At 47.7% G+C, this 14,708-nt stretch carries 11 protein-coding genes; 7 read left to right on the top strand and 4 right to left on the bottom strand.

What is annotated here, in order from left to right; translation table 11 throughout:
* Positions 1–243 precede the first annotated feature (243 nt).
* Positions 244–1,095, top strand: coding sequence for an alpha/beta fold hydrolase (locus DC20_RS14885; protein ID WP_062544562.1), 852 nt, complete (start codon positions 244–246; stop codon positions 1,093–1,095).
* Between the two features lie 75 nt (positions 1,096–1,170).
* Here the strand turns inward: DC20_RS14885 and DC20_RS14880 are convergent, their stop codons facing one another.
* Entirely contained in the window at positions 1,171–2,490 is a 1,320-nt protein-coding gene (locus tag DC20_RS14880; RefSeq protein WP_071885476.1) for a DUF6600 domain-containing protein, read from the bottom strand.
* A gap of 383 nt (positions 2,491–2,873) precedes the next feature.
* Here DC20_RS14880 and DC20_RS14870 point away from each other — a divergent pair, with 383 nt between their 5' ends.
* Positions 2,874–4,202 (top strand): sensor histidine kinase, encoded by a 1,329-nt coding sequence (locus tag DC20_RS14870; protein WP_157593172.1) that lies wholly within the window; start codon positions 2,874–2,876, stop codon positions 4,200–4,202.
* Between the two features lie 103 nt (positions 4,203–4,305).
* Here the strand turns inward: DC20_RS14870 and DC20_RS14865 are convergent, their stop codons facing one another.
* From DC20_RS14865 to DC20_RS14845, 3 genes are all read right to left on the bottom strand, one after another.
* Positions 4,306–4,827 carry a DUF4890 domain-containing protein gene (locus DC20_RS14865; RefSeq protein ID WP_062544558.1) on the bottom strand — a complete coding sequence of 174 codons (522 nt, stop codon included), beginning with the start codon at positions 4,825–4,827 and terminating at the stop codon, positions 4,306–4,308.
* 831 nt (positions 4,828–5,658) lie between these two features.
* Complete coding sequence (locus DC20_RS14850) at positions 5,659–6,420, bottom strand: LytR/AlgR family response regulator transcription factor (protein ID WP_062544555.1); 762 nt, start codon at positions 6,418–6,420, stop codon at positions 5,659–5,661.
* Positions 6,401–7,309 (bottom strand): sensor histidine kinase, encoded by a 909-nt coding sequence (locus DC20_RS14845; RefSeq protein ID WP_169788189.1) that lies wholly within the window; start codon positions 7,307–7,309, stop codon positions 6,401–6,403. The genes DC20_RS14850 and DC20_RS14845 overlap by 20 nt, the downstream gene beginning before the upstream one ends.
* A 1,673-nt stretch (positions 7,310–8,982) precedes the next feature.
* Between DC20_RS14845 and DC20_RS14840 the strand changes: the two genes are divergently transcribed.
* The 5 genes from DC20_RS14840 (at position 8,983) to DC20_RS14820 (ending at position 14,691) form a co-directional block, all read left to right on the top strand.
* Positions 8,983–9,750 carry an SGNH/GDSL hydrolase family protein gene (locus DC20_RS14840; RefSeq protein WP_062544553.1) on the top strand — a complete coding sequence of 256 codons (768 nt, stop codon included), beginning with the start codon at positions 8,983–8,985 and terminating at the stop codon, positions 9,748–9,750.
* Between the two features lie 40 nt (positions 9,751–9,790).
* Positions 9,791–11,431 (top strand): M28 family peptidase, encoded by a 1,641-nt coding sequence (locus tag DC20_RS14835; protein WP_062544552.1) that lies wholly within the window; start codon positions 9,791–9,793, stop codon positions 11,429–11,431.
* A 282-nt stretch (positions 11,432–11,713) separates the two neighbouring features.
* Positions 11,714–12,178, top strand: a complete 465-nt coding sequence (locus DC20_RS14830) for a GbsR/MarR family transcriptional regulator (RefSeq protein ID WP_062544551.1) — start codon at positions 11,714–11,716, stop codon at positions 12,176–12,178.
* A 74-nt stretch (positions 12,179–12,252) separates the two neighbouring features.
* Positions 12,253–13,608, top strand: coding sequence for a TolC family protein (locus tag DC20_RS14825; protein ID WP_245652219.1), 1,356 nt, complete (start codon positions 12,253–12,255; stop codon positions 13,606–13,608).
* A 21-nt stretch (positions 13,609–13,629) separates the two neighbouring features.
* Complete coding sequence (locus tag DC20_RS14820; protein ID WP_062544550.1) at positions 13,630–14,691, top strand: efflux RND transporter periplasmic adaptor subunit; 1,062 nt, start codon at positions 13,630–13,632, stop codon at positions 14,689–14,691.
* Positions 14,692–14,708: the final 17 nt, after the last annotated feature.

Below are 14,708 nucleotides of genomic sequence, written 5' to 3'. Positions count from 1 at the left end.
TCACTTAGCTTGTGAGGGCAGGGCTATTCTGTTTTAAGATCACTTTCTAGAATATGGCTCAAGAACATCATTTGTAAGTGGCAGCACTCTAAAAACGTGCACGCTTAACAAACTAGCTATGCCTTTCGGGAGAACTGTGGTAAGAATGTAAGCCCCTTTATTAGGCCAGATTTTTTAAAAAGATGCAGGAAACAGAAGTATTCTTCACGTTCACGTAGAAAGAGTTTAACCAGCAATGCAACCATGGAGACAAGGGAACGCTTTTACACTACCAACGGCATTGAACTTCACGTGGTAGAGGCAGGTCAGCCAAATGATAAAGTCATCTTGTTTCTGCACGGCTTCCCGGAGCATTGGTACGGCTGGAAAAATCAATTGAGCTTCTTCTCGCAGCAAAGGTGGCTTGCAGTGGCTCCAGATCAGCGCGGGTACAACCTCAGCAGCAAACCCGAAGGGGTAAAATCCTACACCATTGATGAACTCACAAAGGACATTGTGGGCTTAATTCCGCAGCTTACAGACCAGAAAATAGTCTTAGTGGGGCATGACTGGGGTGGAGGTGTTGCCTGGAATGTAGCGTTGCATTATCCGCAGTTACTGGAAAAGCTGGTGATTCTGAACATGCCTCATCCAAAGGTGATACATCAACACTTGACCAGCAACCCCAGACAGATGCTTAGAAGCTGGTACACGGGTTTCTTCCAGATTCCCTGGGTACCGGAAACTGTGAGCAGCACGTTTGACTTTAAACTTCTGGAAAACACCCTGACAGGCTCTGCCCTGCCTAATACGTTCAGCCAGGAAGACATCACCGCTTACAAAGAAGCCTGGAAACAACCCGGTGCTCTGGAGAACATGATTAATTGGTACCGGGCCTACAAGTATAACACGGTAGAATCGCCAAATCCGGTAGAAGTGGCTACCCTCCTGATCTGGGCGAAGCAGGATCAGTTTCTGGGAGCTGAATTAGCACAACCCAGCATAGAACAATGCCTGAACGGCCACCTTGTGTATTTAGAAGAGGCCACCCATTGGCTGCACCATGAAAAACCAGATAAAGTAAATAACTTGATTCTTGATTTTCTGAATTCCTAAAATGTTGGTCCAAGACAAAAAAAAGCCGCACCTCAAAGAAGTGCGGTTTTCCAATCATTCATTAAATCAAAAACGTTAATTTCTACTTCTTCGGGTAGTTGGTTCGCTTCCAGAGGATGACTCCTGACGGGGCGCAGCTTGGCGCTGGACCGGAGCAGCTTCCTGGCGGCTTCTTTGCTGGTATTGACCTTGTCCGCTAGGCTCCTGCCGGGTACGGGTCTGGTATTGTCCCTGGCTGTAAGGTGCTTCTGCCCGCCGGGGAGAATACGAGCCCTCTGGCCGTTGTGGCACTGGTGATTCAGAAGATCGTTGCTGGACTGCTGCATCAGACCTACGGGTGCGGGTACCGGTAGAATTCATTTCAGCAGAGGACCGTTGCGGGTAATCAGCCCTTCTGGTACGGGATGGGGTGGAATACTCTCCATTCTCAGAAGTAGCGCCTCTCACCCCTTCTCTTGTGCGTACTCCTTCTCTTTCCACGCTGCGCTGTTCTGAACTTGATTCCAGGCCAGTGCGGCTGCGGTAAGTTCCGGATTCATTTCCAACCCGACTTCTATCTACATTGCTGCTTCTATCGCTTCTGCCTACGGCACCTCTGTTAGAATCTGTTAAGCTTGACCGGTTAGTGGCGCTGTTTCTGGCAATGGCACGAGCAGGTGCTTCTTCACGGCGCGAGTTTACGTCTGGGCGGTAAATCCGAACAGAGTTATCGGCTAGTGTGGTTCTGCCCGGACGGCTGTCTCTGTCTACCCGGTAAACGTTCACCCTTCGGTTGGTAGCACGTTCTATGTCCTGGGTTCTAGGCCCATACACATACTTACGGTTGTAGCGCTCGTAATAATTATTGATGATGGTGGTATTGTGGTAGATGTTCACCACCTTGGTTCTGGGTACGCAGTAAGAGTAAATGCGGGGGCTGGTAATGTACATTACCGGCACAAACACCCACCTCACGGGAGCCACCACATAGGTAACCCTGGGCCCCATGGGTGCCCAGCCGTAGTAGCCACCGCCATTGCGCCAGTTAACCCAAGCAGGCCCCCACTCAGAACCCGGAATCCAAAGCCAACCGTAGTAATCGTCGTACATCCAGCGGCCGTAGTGGAATGGAGCCCAGCCCCAATCATAATCAGACACCCAGGTGTTGCCGTACTCGGTCATAACCCAGTGCCCACGGGTGCCATACGGCTGAAAATCCCACTCCACATCTGGTGACCACACATAGCCATACTCCGGATCATTGATCCAACGGCCATAAGGCTCCAGTTCATCATAAAACGTCTGGAACGACACACGGTCGCCCGGACGGGCCTGGGCCTCTGGGGAACCGATCAGGCTGAAGGCTACAAGGACAATCGCCCCCAGCGCCCACATACGTTGTAAAAAGGTTTTCATAAGAACGATATTTAAATTGAACAGCGGCGCAGAAACAGGGGTCCGTTTCGTGGTCGTTTTGGTAAAAACAAGTAGAAAATCGCTTTCTCCACGTAACCCAAGAATCTTGCCAAAAATCTGAATTTTTCTATGTTTTTATGTTTTAGCAAATTACGGCTAACAATCTAATTCCCAACAGGTCTAGTCTGATCTGCACATTCCCCTTAAGCACTCCCCAAAGGCCCTATATAGACGTTGCACTATTCCTTTTTAGAGACTCCGATTTTTTTAAAAGGCACCTTGCTGTTTACCTATCATGAAAGGACTTTTTGCTACTTTTGTGCAGTGCCTCTTGCCCTTCTCCTCCAGGTAGTTGCTTGACTTTTTCCATTCCAGAGTATACGTTGAAATTCTACATTTTTAATGCTCCTGCTCAATTGCCACTTAAGGCATTCAGGCAGGACTATGTGTTGCAAAACTTAAAAAAACTCCGGATGGTGGCTTCTCTTGCCATGTCGGTTTCTTGCGGCATTTTGCTCTTACCGCTTTTGTTTCCGCTCCTGAACCAGACGCTGCACGTTTCTTTCTTTAGAGGCCTGAACATTTCTTTGGTTTCACTCTCAGCTACAACTCTTTGTTTAGAGCACTTTTTCTTAAATAACAAGAAAATCGCTTCTTCTCGCTGGTTAGGGCAGTTGGTGTGTCTTGGCTTCGGGTTTGCCTTTATTTGCTGTTGTTTGAGTATCACCTTTATTGCGCAGTCAAATCCTAAAAACACGCTCACCATGTACCTTCTGGGATTGGTGACGGTGGCTTTTCTCTGGGACTTTGAGTACCTGGAGACTTTGCTTCTGGTGGCTCTCACCTCGTTGGCTTTCACCCTGATGATTCAATTTTCTTTTCTTAGCCCGGAGCAGAAAATCCTGAACCATTGCGTGTCTTTTGTCATTCTGGTCTGCTTCTATTTTCTCTCTCGTGTCATGTACAGCTATAGAGCTACACATTTCATTCAATTGAAGGAGATTGAAAAGAAAAACCAGGAAATTCAGAAAATGAGCCAGGCTAAGTCAGAAATCCTGGGCGTTGTGGCGCATGACCTCCGAAGCCCTTTCAACAACATAGAGATGATCACCTCCCTGCTCCAGAAGAAGAACTTATCTCCTGAGCAGGAAATACAATACTTGGACTTGATTTTGACCAGTTGCCAATCTTCTAAAGCTACTATCAATGAAATACTGTATGTAGCCCGTGAAGACCTGGTGGAAGAAATTCCTTTGGAAAAACTGGATCTTTGCACCGTTCTGCAGCAAGTACATCTGGAGTGGCAATCCCGATTACAGGGATCAAGAAACCTGCACCTTCAGTACCCTCCAGTTCCATTATACGCCAACCTGAACAAAGAACGCTTCCACCGGGTTTTGGACAACCTGCTTTCCAACGCGGTGAAGTTCACCCCCACCCATGGGACCATCCACATTAAGGTACGGGAAGGCAAAAAGAACCTACACGTGGAGGTGATGGACGAAGGCATCGGCATCCCGGAGAAAATCCGCCCGCTCCTGTTTGATCGCTTCTCCAAAGCCAGACGACGGGGTTTAAAAGGAGAAAAGTCTACAGGCCTGGGGTTAAGCATCTGCCGGCAACTGGTGGAGCAACACGGCGGTTCTATTGACGTGGAAAGTGAGGAGCGCAAGGGCACCACCTTCCATATTACTTTACCTGCCGCTACTTAACTCATTTGTGCTTTTTAGATCTAAAGCATTCTATTTTTTTGTGAAATTTACAAAAAAAGGAGCAAGCCAACTGGCTTGCTCCTTTCATTAGGTACTGAGTTACTTAGCCGTTCTGTTGTCTTCTAACCCGGGTATCTTTCCCTTCTTCTCTGCCCTTGCGGTTACCACGGTTTGCCTGCATTTGCTTGCGCTCTTCTTCATACTGAGCGTATTGCTTTTTGCTCACGATGTCTTTGAATTCTTTCTCCCAGGAGGCATGAAGTTGTTGCATCTGCTGACGGTGCTGGTCATTTCCTTCGCCTCCATAGAGTTGGTTTCTTTGACTTTTCTGCCCCTTGAAGCTTGCCATTTGCTGAGCATGCTTCAGATTGATGGCCTGTAATTTTCTTTTCTGAGAACTATTCAGGTCCAGTTTCTGGGTTAACATCTCAGTGCGCTTGGTAGCTCTTTCCTCAGGTGAGAGTTGGGCACGTTTTTCGCCACCCCGGTGGAATTCACCTTTGTCGTTTTTGCGTTGCTCTGATCTGTTCTCAGGGTTTTTGCCTCTTTGCTGCGGAGTAGTTTGCGCGTAAGAAGTTCCGGCTACCGCCAAACCTAGGGCCATCATTACAAGGTACTTTTTCATTCTAGTTAAGATTAAGGGTTTATATTTTTAGTCTTTCAGGCGGTTTGCCTGCTTGTTCTCCCATTTGCAAAGCAGGTGCCAGAAAGGGACCAAAAACTTGAGAATTCCGCCAAACGGCCAAAGCCCAAAGTGAAGCGGACAGAACAGGCATGTCAAATGACAAGCCTGATTTGGGACCGTTTTTCAGAAAAGGGGTTGAAACAAGAGAGGGAGTTTGGCACAAATCCAGCAAGGATACAACGGATCATCAGGCCACTCGAGATGAACCGGGCTAAACCATGCTCGAAACGTTTGATAGTTATTTGATGCTTTTACATAGATGCGTGTAAACAGGTGCTGCTGGGAAAGCAAGCAAAGGAGAACCTCAACTCTTTTTGCGCATTTATTTTCTTTGTCATCCTGAAAGGAACTTGTGGGAAAACAGTAGTAGCGTTATCGCAAAGCCTTTTAGTTCGCCCACAAGATCTTTCCAAGATGACAAAATTGGAGAGAATAGTAGAAAGGAATGATTTTGCGCCTGTTTTTGGAAAAGGGCTGTAAATAGAAGAAAAGAGAAGGAGGCAGAGAAAGGTCTACTCAGAATACATCTTCCGCTGAGTGACTTTGACTTTTTGTCTCTGCAAAGACTATAATTGAGCCTGAAGTGTGTTGAGTTCCTGGATAAATAACACCTTGCTTTGCCTGCTCAACTGATTGAAATCAGGTTGATGCAGACACTTCTTCATCAGGTTTATTTTTGTTTCTAGTATTTCTGGTGAGGCATTTTGTGGTTCCATGTTATTATGATGTGCATTGAGGAACTTTCCCCCATTAGGTAAGCGTCCCTGCGCATTATTTATTTCCGAGCCAGTTTAAGAAGAGCGGACTTTTGGCTTTGCTGATGATGATTTCCTCCGGAAAAGGTATGGTGAGCGTGACGGAAAGTTTACGCCCAAAATATTGTGAGGCTTCCTTGATGGCTTTGTAATGGATTAGGAACTGCCGGTTGGCCCTGAAAAACTGGTTCCCGCACATGGCTTCCATCTCTTCCATGTTCTGGTTGAGGGTGAACTTGCGCTGGTCAAACGTAACCACGTGCGTAATTAAGTTCTGCGAGTAACACACCGCAATCTGGTCAATGGGCAACGGGATGATCTTGTCCCGCTGAAACATCAGCACCGAGTTTGGCTTCTGCACTAACCGGTTGTCCAGCAGTTGCAGCAGCGCCTGGTAATCTGGTCTCTCGGGGGCCAGGTTTGCCTGCAGCTGTTTGTATTTCAGCAGCGTTTTCTCAATAATAGCCTTGTTGAAGGGCTTCAGGATGTAGTCAATGCCATTAGCCTTGAAGGCTTCCAAGGCATACTCGTTGTAAGCGGTGCAGAAGACCACCGGCTTGGTGATGGGCACTGCCTGAAAAATCTCAAAGCTCAACCCATCGCCTAACTGTATGTCAGAGAAGATTAGGTCTGGGGCGGGGTTTTGGGTGAAATACGTTACTGCCGCTTTCACGGAGGCCAGCACCGCCACCACGCGTACGCTGGGTTCCACCTCTAGCAGAGTGTCCTCCAGGTCCTCGGCCGTAAGGGGCTCATCTTCAATGATGACAATATTCATTTATTAGCAGCTTAAGTTCTACAGAAAAGGAATGGTCTGCTTCTACCACGTTGATGCCATCTCCGCAGATGACTTGGTACCGCTCAGACAGGTTCTTCAGGCCAATGCCGGAGGATGGCTCCAGCGTCTGCTTCGGTTTCCTGTTGTTCCAGACCACAATGGAATCTTTGTTGTTATAAGAAATCTGGATGGACAAGGGCTCTTCTATGGTGAATGCATTGTGCTTAATGGCATTTTCCACCAGCAGTTGCAGGGAGAAAATGGGCAGGCAACTGGAGGTGAGAAGAGAGGGCGGAATCTCAATTTTATAGGAAAACGAGTCCTTAAACCGAACCTTCTGCATCTCCAGGTAATCTACGCAAAGCTTCAGCTCTTCCTCCAGCGGGATAGTGGTTTTGTTTTCAGAGGTAATAGAGGCCCTGAGCAAATCAGACAAGCGCACCAGGTATTCCTCGGCCTCGGGCCGTTTCTTTTTAATAAGTGTCTTTAATGTATTGAGCGAGTTGAACAGGAAATGCGGCTGGAGTTGGTGCTTGAGGTGCTGGTGCTGCGCAATGGCGTGGTTCATCTTAAGTTGGCTGTTCTCTACTGCTATCTGGGCACTTTTACGTTGCAGAATGACCAGGTCCATGAGCACTAGCACGATGGTGTTGTTTGTGAGCGCCACAATCAATGGAAAAACACGAGGTGGAGGGCCATCCACAAGCACGAATATTAGGGTCAACAATCCATAATAGACAATGACTGTAAGTAAGTAACTGGTGGCGTACCGGGTAAGGTTCCTTGCCTTCTCACTCCAATTCAACCTGCTGAATTGGCCATACAGAAAGATATTCATGCCCCATAGACACAGCATCAGCAGAAAGATCCAAACAGAAGTCAGGATCATATCTTCTTGGGATAGGCCAAATTGGGTTCGGTCCATCCTTCTAGGTGACCTAGGTCCTCTGCTATCCATAAAGAAAGGCCTCCTTGCGTTTACCACCGGAAAAAGGCTGATGACTCCCCATCCCACGGAGGTGATCAACGCTATTTTCCATAAGCCTTTCTTATAGGACTCTGCCTGCAACATGCTCTAAACTACTCAAAGTGATGTTCAAACTACTGATATATTCTGCTTCCCGTTTCTTACGGAAGTTTACGCTCCCAGGAAAGATAAAAGAAGAGCCCTTCTGAAAGGGACTCCTCCGTTTGAAACCAATCATTAAATGATATGAAAAACAATCATGAACAAACCTCCTGGAAAGGGTGAGCTCATACAGGCTTTATCACCTATTCTGTTTTAAGGCTTATTTCCAAAAACAGCCCTGATAACAGTAAACTCTATAAATGGATTTAGAACTTATGAGCTATGGAACGGCTTTTGCTCTACAAACTTGGCCTTATTACCCCTTAGAGGCAAGTTAAAATAGATTGAAGCGACTAAAAAGAGAGGTGACCCGGACTGGTGGCGTAAATGAATTTCTTAAGCCGCATACTTAAAGCAAAAGTGGCTTTGACTTGAATAGTGATGTGAGGACCTGAAGTGTGCTTCTTACTGATGAACTGAGCATAGAACTTGTACTTACATCAAAAAGAACCCTACTTTGTGTGCAGTGGAGGACCATGAAATAGCTATAAGCATGAAATAGCTATAAGAAGGAGTTAAAAAGCTACGAGCACAATATCAGTTTTTCTCACTTCCTTGTAATATTAATCAATCACAGTAGTAACATCTTTTTGATTTCTTGGTTATCTTACAGAAGCCTTTCCGCAGAACAGTAGGTGAAAAGCTAATACGTAACCAGTAAGCTAGAATGCCCCATTCCTGCTCCTTTTGATCAACTTAAAATGGTACAAAAAGGAACACCTAAGCTGGCATTATTGTTGTAGATACAAGAATCATTACGGAATTTACTTTTGAACTTAGGCGGAAATATTTTATTATCGTAAAATCAAAAAGTAAATCCGGCGTTGGTACCCATAGAAGGGAGAGGACAGGCTCAGTGAACTTCGGGCAACTTTGACAAAAGGGGGCCTTCCTGGTTAAATTTCACAATACAATTGAATTCTAAACCCATGACTAATAACACGCTTTCTTCTATTGCTACGTTATTGAAAAATTTGATTTCAAGGTTAACCGGCCCAACTTTGCAGCCCATTCCGGTTCCGGTTCGGCAGCAGGGTAACCGCTAATAACGGAAGCTTTCCTTTCTGCTTAGGCAGGAGGCCATCCCTCTAGACTACAACTCTTCAACATACTTTAAATCCCTGCTACCTTTAGTGGCAGGGATTTTTATTTCATTCCTTTCTGAAGTCTGTAAGACCCAGCAAAGTTTCTGCGCCACCCTTCAAAGCATCTTGAGGCTTTGAAAGTGTTTTTAAAAAAAGGAGCGTAAAACGAAATGCGAACGGAGGCGAAATTTAGCTAGGGAAAGATAAAGGAAGAGTGAAATCTATTTTAGAAGTGTTTTGACAAAAACGTTGTAAAATCAACAGGGAACGAATCAATTGGCACAGCCTGTGCTATGGTTACTTAGTTCTTGCTTATTTTAGTAATTTCCCTCCAGAAACTAACATTCTATGACCTCTTCCTCAGATAACAACCGCCGAAATTTCATCAAGAAAACGGCAGTGGGAGGCTTAACGGCTTTTTCCATTCCCAGTATTCTCACCGAAGCTTTCGCCGGAGAAAAGCGTTCTTCCATTTCTTTGAAGAAAGACAGCACCATTCTTTTTCAGGGTGATTCTATTACAGATGCGGGCCGAAACCGGGAGTCAAAGGAATTCAGCACCAGCAAAAACCTGGGCGGCGGGTACGCCATGCTGGCCTCGGCTGAATTACTGCACGCGCACCCTGAGAAGAACCTGAAGATCTACAACAAAGGCATTAGCGGTTTTAAAGTGTACCAGGTGGCCGAACGTTGGGAAGACGATACCCTGGCCTTGAAACCAGATGTGCTCAGCATCTTAATTGGCGTGAATGACTTCTGGCATACTCTCTCCAGTGGATACAAGGGTACCTTGCAAACCTACCAGCAAGACTATAAGACCCTGCTGGACCGCACAAAGCAACGCCTGCCCGAGGTACAGTTGATCATTGGTGAACCCTTCGCAGTGAAAGGCATCAAGGCCGTGGACGAGAAGTGGTTTCCAGCTTTTGATGAGTATCGGCAGGCTGCCCGTGAACTGGCCAATCAGTATAAAGCCACCTTTATCCCCTACCAGAGCGTGTATGAAAAAGCGCAGAAACAAGCCCCAGGGGTGTACTGGACGTATGACGGCGTGCATCCGTCCCTGGCTGGCGCCAAGCTCATGGCCGAGGCTTGGTTGAAAGCCGTGAAAAGCTAAAACAAAAACAAACCTTCACCTGATATCCCTTATTTCATAAATGAAATTCAAATCCTTCCTTTTTGGTGCCCTGCTTATTTCCGGCCCTGCCTTCGCACAAAAACTTACGCTAGACAAAGATGTGGCTAAAACCCTGGAAATGGTAAAGCCTTTAGCCATCAGAAGCCACATCCAATACCTAGCCGATGACAAGCTTAAAGGGCGTCTGCCCGGCACGCCCGGCTACCAGATGGCCGTAGATTACGTGGTACAGCAGTTCAAAGGACTTGGGGTACAGCCAGCCGGCGAAAACGGGGCGTACACCCAGCAGGTAAGAATCAGGAAAGCCTTCACCGGCAAAGACGCTACCTTTGCCCTCACTTCCGGCGGAAAAACGATTCCTTTGGTGCAAGGCAGAGACTTCTCTCTTTACCCTAATCCTCAGAATCCTTCTGTGACGGTAGAGGCTCCGCTGGCTTTTGCGGGCTATGGCATCACTGCCCCAGAAGTTGGCTATGACGATTACGCCAACCTTGATGTAAAAGGCAAAGTAGTGGTGATTTTGCGGGGAGCGCCTAAAAACTTTCAATCTACTATTGCTGCGGCCAGCATGCACTTTTCCACTATTCTGCAGAATGCGGTAAATCACGGCGCAGTGGGCGTGATTATTGGCTCCACAAGTTCTAACCCCAGAGCCACGGTTCCAGACCTGAGCAAAGGCGTGAACAGCGTCATGACCCCCGATGGCAAAGTGGCTGCCTCGGGGAGCTTTGTGTCTGACCAGTCCAAGATTTTCTCCTATATCAATGCGGCTACTTTCAACACCCTGCTGCAAGGCGCAGGTCTGGACACGGCGCAAGTGTCAGCGAAACTGAAAGGCGGAACACCAGCATCAGTCGCTCTCCCGGCTACCCTGCAAGGACGGTATACCTCCGTTTACCAGGATTTCGACTCTTACAATGTAGTGGGAAAAATCACCGGTTCAGACGCTACCCTCCGGAACGAATACGTGGTACACAGCGCCCATTTAGACCACATGGGCATTGGGGCACCAATAAAAGGTGACTCTATTTACAACGGCGCGCATGACAATGCCTCCGGTGTGGCAAGTGTACTGGAGATTGCCCGCGTGTACTCGCAGTTAAAACAGAAACCGAAACGCTCTCTCCTGTTCGTGCTGATGACTGGGGAGGAAATGGGATTGCTGGGATCTGCGTACTTCGCCAAGTACCCTACAGTACCCAAGCAAAACATAGTGGCTAACATCAATACCGATATGCCCACCATTATTGCCCCGCTCCTATCAGCCGTGGCTCTGGGCGCCGAGCATTCGACCCTGAAAGGTCCGGTAGCTAATGCATCCGGTTATCTGGGCATTGCCCTGGAAGCAGACCCGGAGCCCGACCAGAACCGGTTTATCCGGAGCGACCAGTTCAGTTTCGTGGCCCAAGGCATTCCAGCGCTGCACATCAAGTACGGCAATAAAACCAAAGACGGGCAGAACAACCTGAACAAGCAGGTAGAGGTTTGGCGCGCAGCGTTCTACCACAAGCCCCAGGATGAGCTCAACGATTCCTTTGACTTTGAGGCTGGCAAGCGGTACGTACAACTGAACTTCCTGATCAGCTACCAGGTAGCCCAAGCTGCCCAGCGCCCTACCTGGAATGCCAAAGACATTTTTGGCGGCCGGTACAAAAAATAGCAGGAACAGCCATCAAGGGGCTGATTATGGAGATACTCTCTCCTTTGAATCTGTTAATATTAAAAGCGGAAGGACGTTTAGAGCCTGGTTATAATAAACCAGGCTCTAAACGTCCTTCCGCTTTTCTCCCCCATACCCTGATACTCTGCCTTTTTCCTATTTCTTCTACCCCATATCGCCAGGCTAAAAAATATTTTATCATTTTTAGTTCTTGAAATTAAGAACTAAAGAAACTTACTAATACCTTTGTGCTGTTCTTACACCTAACAACAAGAGAACTACGTGGCAAACTTATCTCAGGAACAGAAACAGCTGATAGAAACAATTGGCATTTACCATGAGCAACAAGGCTTCCCGCCGGTGGTAGGCCGCATCATGGGTTTGTTGTTTGTTTCTGACCAGACCCACTTGTCTTTTGAGGAGATCATTGATACGCTCAACATTAGTAAGAGTGCCACCAGCAATGCCTTAAACTTACTGCTTCAATTACGGCTCATTGAGTACACCACCTTTCCAGGCGATAGAAAACGTTATTTCAGTGCGCTCCTGGATAATTGGCAACAGGAGGTGGTAAACAAGATGAACTCTGTTCTGGCATTCAGTAAACTACTGCGGCAGGCCAATGAGCTACGTGGCAACAAGAATCCGGAGATGAGTAAAAAAGTGTTGGACCGTATTGAGTTCATGGAGTTTCTCTCCGCTGAAGTACCGGTGCTTTTGGAAAAGTGGCTTAAAAACAGGAAGTAATATTTTTTACCTAATTAGTTCTCAATTTCAAGAACTAAAAACATAATATAGAACAATTTAACATTTTTAAAACCGTGAATAAAAAGCATCTACTGCTGAGCCTTTTCCTGACAATCCTGGTGAGGTTCAGTTTTGCCCAAACCCCATCTTCGGGCCAAGTGCTATCGTTGCAGGAAGCTCTTAAGTTTGCTACCGGCAACAACATAGCAGTTAAACAGGCTCACTTAGATGAGCAAGGGGCCGGGTACCGGATAAAAGAAGCCAAGGGCTCTGGTTTGCCGCAGATCAATGGCGTAGGTCAACTGAGCATGTACCCATCCATCCCAACCCAATTGCTACCCGGTGAAATTATTGGGGAGCCCGGTACGTTTGTGCCCGTGCAATTCGGTACCAAATACACGGCTAACGGTGGACTTGAATTGTCGCAGCTGATCTTCAGCAAGTCGTACTTTGTGGGTTTAGAAGCTGCCGCCACTACCCGCGACCTGTACCGCCTGCGCACCCAGATGAGCCAGGAAGACGTGCTCTACAATGTAAGCTCGGCGTATTTGCAGGCCTTGCAGACCAAAGAGCAGTTCAACACCATTGAGGCCAACTACAACCGTTTGGTACAGCTGGAGAAAATCCTGACGCTGCAGTACAAGAATGATTTCGCCAAGAAGGTAGATGTCAACCGCATCACGGTCAGTAAAACCAACCTGGAAAACCAGCGCCAAGCCCTGGCCGCCGCTTACGAGCAGCAGAAAAACGCCTTGAAGTTCTTCATGGGCATGCCCATGGATCAAAACTTAGAGATTGCGAACGAGACCACGCTCACTGATACGGTGCTGCCTCTGACTTCCAATACCGAGGAAATCCTGGCCCAACGCACCGACTACCAGGCCCTGCAAACCCAGCGAAAACTGTATGGGCTGAACGTGGAGAACATCAAGGGCCGTGCCTACGCTAATCTGGCGGGTTTTGGGCAATACGTGTACCAGGCGCAAAGGCAGGAGTTCAACTTCCTGGACACCAGCAAACCCTGGTTTAACACATTCGTGCTGGGGCTGCGGTTGAACGTACCCATTTTCGACGGTTTCCAGCGGAAAAACCAGATCAGACAGGCCCAGTTGGATGTCCAGAAAACCGAATTGGACCTGCAGAACCTTTCGCTCAGCACGCAGATGGGTGTAGACAACGCCCTGAAGCAGATAAGCGCCAGCCAATTGGCCATTCAGAACCAGGAGCGGAACGTGAAACTTGCGCAGGAGGTGTACACTACCACCAACAGCCTGTACAAAGAGGGACTTTCTCCCCTAACGGATCTGCTGGAAGCGGAAGTAGCCCTACGCGAATCCCAGACGAACCTGAATAACGAACGCTTGAAATACAAAATAGCCCAGCTGGATTACATCAGAGCCCGTGGCGAAATCAAAAACCTAATTCAATAACTCTCTTCTGTTTCTTAAAAAATGAAAAAGCTGATTTATATCCTCGTTGTTGTGGTCCTAGTGGGCGCGGTAGCCTATACACTCAACAATAATAAACAAGAAATGACGGCCGCCGCAGCCGTGGCTGAAATCACGAGCGAAGCCATTCCGGTTACTCTAACGGGCGTTCAATCTGCCAAGCTGGACAAGTCCTTCACCGCCCAAGGGAATTTCAAACCCGTGCAAAACCTGACGTTGGTGTCTGAGATTTCTGGCCAAATTCAGCGGGTACTAAAGCGCAAAGGCGACAAGGTGCGGGCCGGTGAATTATTGCTGCAAGTGGAGGACAATACCATGAATGCCAACCTGGTCACCGCCCAGGCCAACTACCAGAAAGCCCAGAAAGATTTGGAGCGCATGAAGAACCTAATTGCCGGTGATGCCGTGACCAAGCGCCAGTTAGAAGAAGCCCAGATCAACGTGAATGCCACCCGCGCCCAATTAGTGTTTGCCCGCCAGAACCAATCCAATACCCGCGTTACGTCGCCTATCAACGGGGAGATCAACGAGATGTACATTGAAGTGGGTTCTTACCTGAACGCCAACGCCGGTACCAAGATGTATGACATTGTGAACGTAGACCGCCTGAAACTGAACGTGAAGGTGTCTGAGGCCGAAGTATTGTTGATTAACCGCGGCCAAAAAGTGAAAGTAACCGCCAATGCCGGAGGTGCCCAGGAATATGATGGCACCGTAACTGCCATCGGCGCAGCCGCTGACGCCAGCTTGAAATTTGACGTGGAGATTGAAGTGAAAAACACGGCCAATAACAATCTACGCGCAGGTATGTACGGTACCGCCTTCTTCCCGGTGAATGCCCAACGTGACGCGCTTCTATTACCGCGTGAAGCCATTGTGGGTAGCATTCAGGACCCAAGCGTTTGGGTGGTGAACAACAACAAAGCCAATCTACGCAAAGTGAAGGTGGGCACGGTGACCCAAGACCAGGTAGAGATTCTGGACGGTATCCAGTCCAATGAGAAGATAGTACAGAGCGGCCAGCTTAACCTGCGCGAAGGCATTCAGGTGACCGCCCTTAAGTAATTGCATTCGCTTTTCTA

The sequence above is a fragment of the Rufibacter tibetensis genome (assembly GCF_001310085.1).
Lineage (GTDB): Bacteria > Bacteroidota > Bacteroidia > Cytophagales > Hymenobacteraceae > Nibribacter > Nibribacter tibetensis.
This window is presented reverse-complemented; position numbering and strand designations above follow the sequence as displayed.

Excerpts from the sequence above, each read along its gene's own strand:
- DC20_RS14820 (WP_062544550.1), top strand. The coding sequence starts at position 13,630 with ATGAAAAAGCTGATTTATATCCTCGTTGTTGTGGTCCTAGTGGGCGCG.
- DC20_RS14835 (WP_062544552.1), top strand. The coding sequence starts at position 9,791 with ATGAAATTCAAATCCTTCCTTTTTGGTGCCCTGCTTATTTCCGGCCCT.
- DC20_RS14885 (WP_062544562.1), top strand. The coding sequence starts at position 244 with ATGGAGACAAGGGAACGCTTTTACACTACCAACGGCATTGAACTTCAC.
- DC20_RS14840 (WP_062544553.1), top strand. The coding sequence starts at position 8,983 with ATGACCTCTTCCTCAGATAACAACCGCCGAAATTTCATCAAGAAAACG.
- DC20_RS14845 (WP_169788189.1), bottom strand. The coding sequence starts at position 7,309 with ATGATCCTGACTTCTGTTTGGATCTTTCTGCTGATGCTGTGTCTATGG.
- DC20_RS14865 (WP_062544558.1), bottom strand. The coding sequence starts at position 4,827 with ATGAAAAAGTACCTTGTAATGATGGCCCTAGGTTTGGCGGTAGCCGGA.
- DC20_RS14880 (WP_071885476.1), bottom strand. The coding sequence starts at position 2,490 with ATGAAAACCTTTTTACAACGTATGTGGGCGCTGGGGGCGATTGTCCTT.
- DC20_RS14850 (WP_062544555.1), bottom strand. The coding sequence starts at position 6,420 with ATGAATATTGTCATCATTGAAGATGAGCCCCTTACGGCCGAGGACCTG.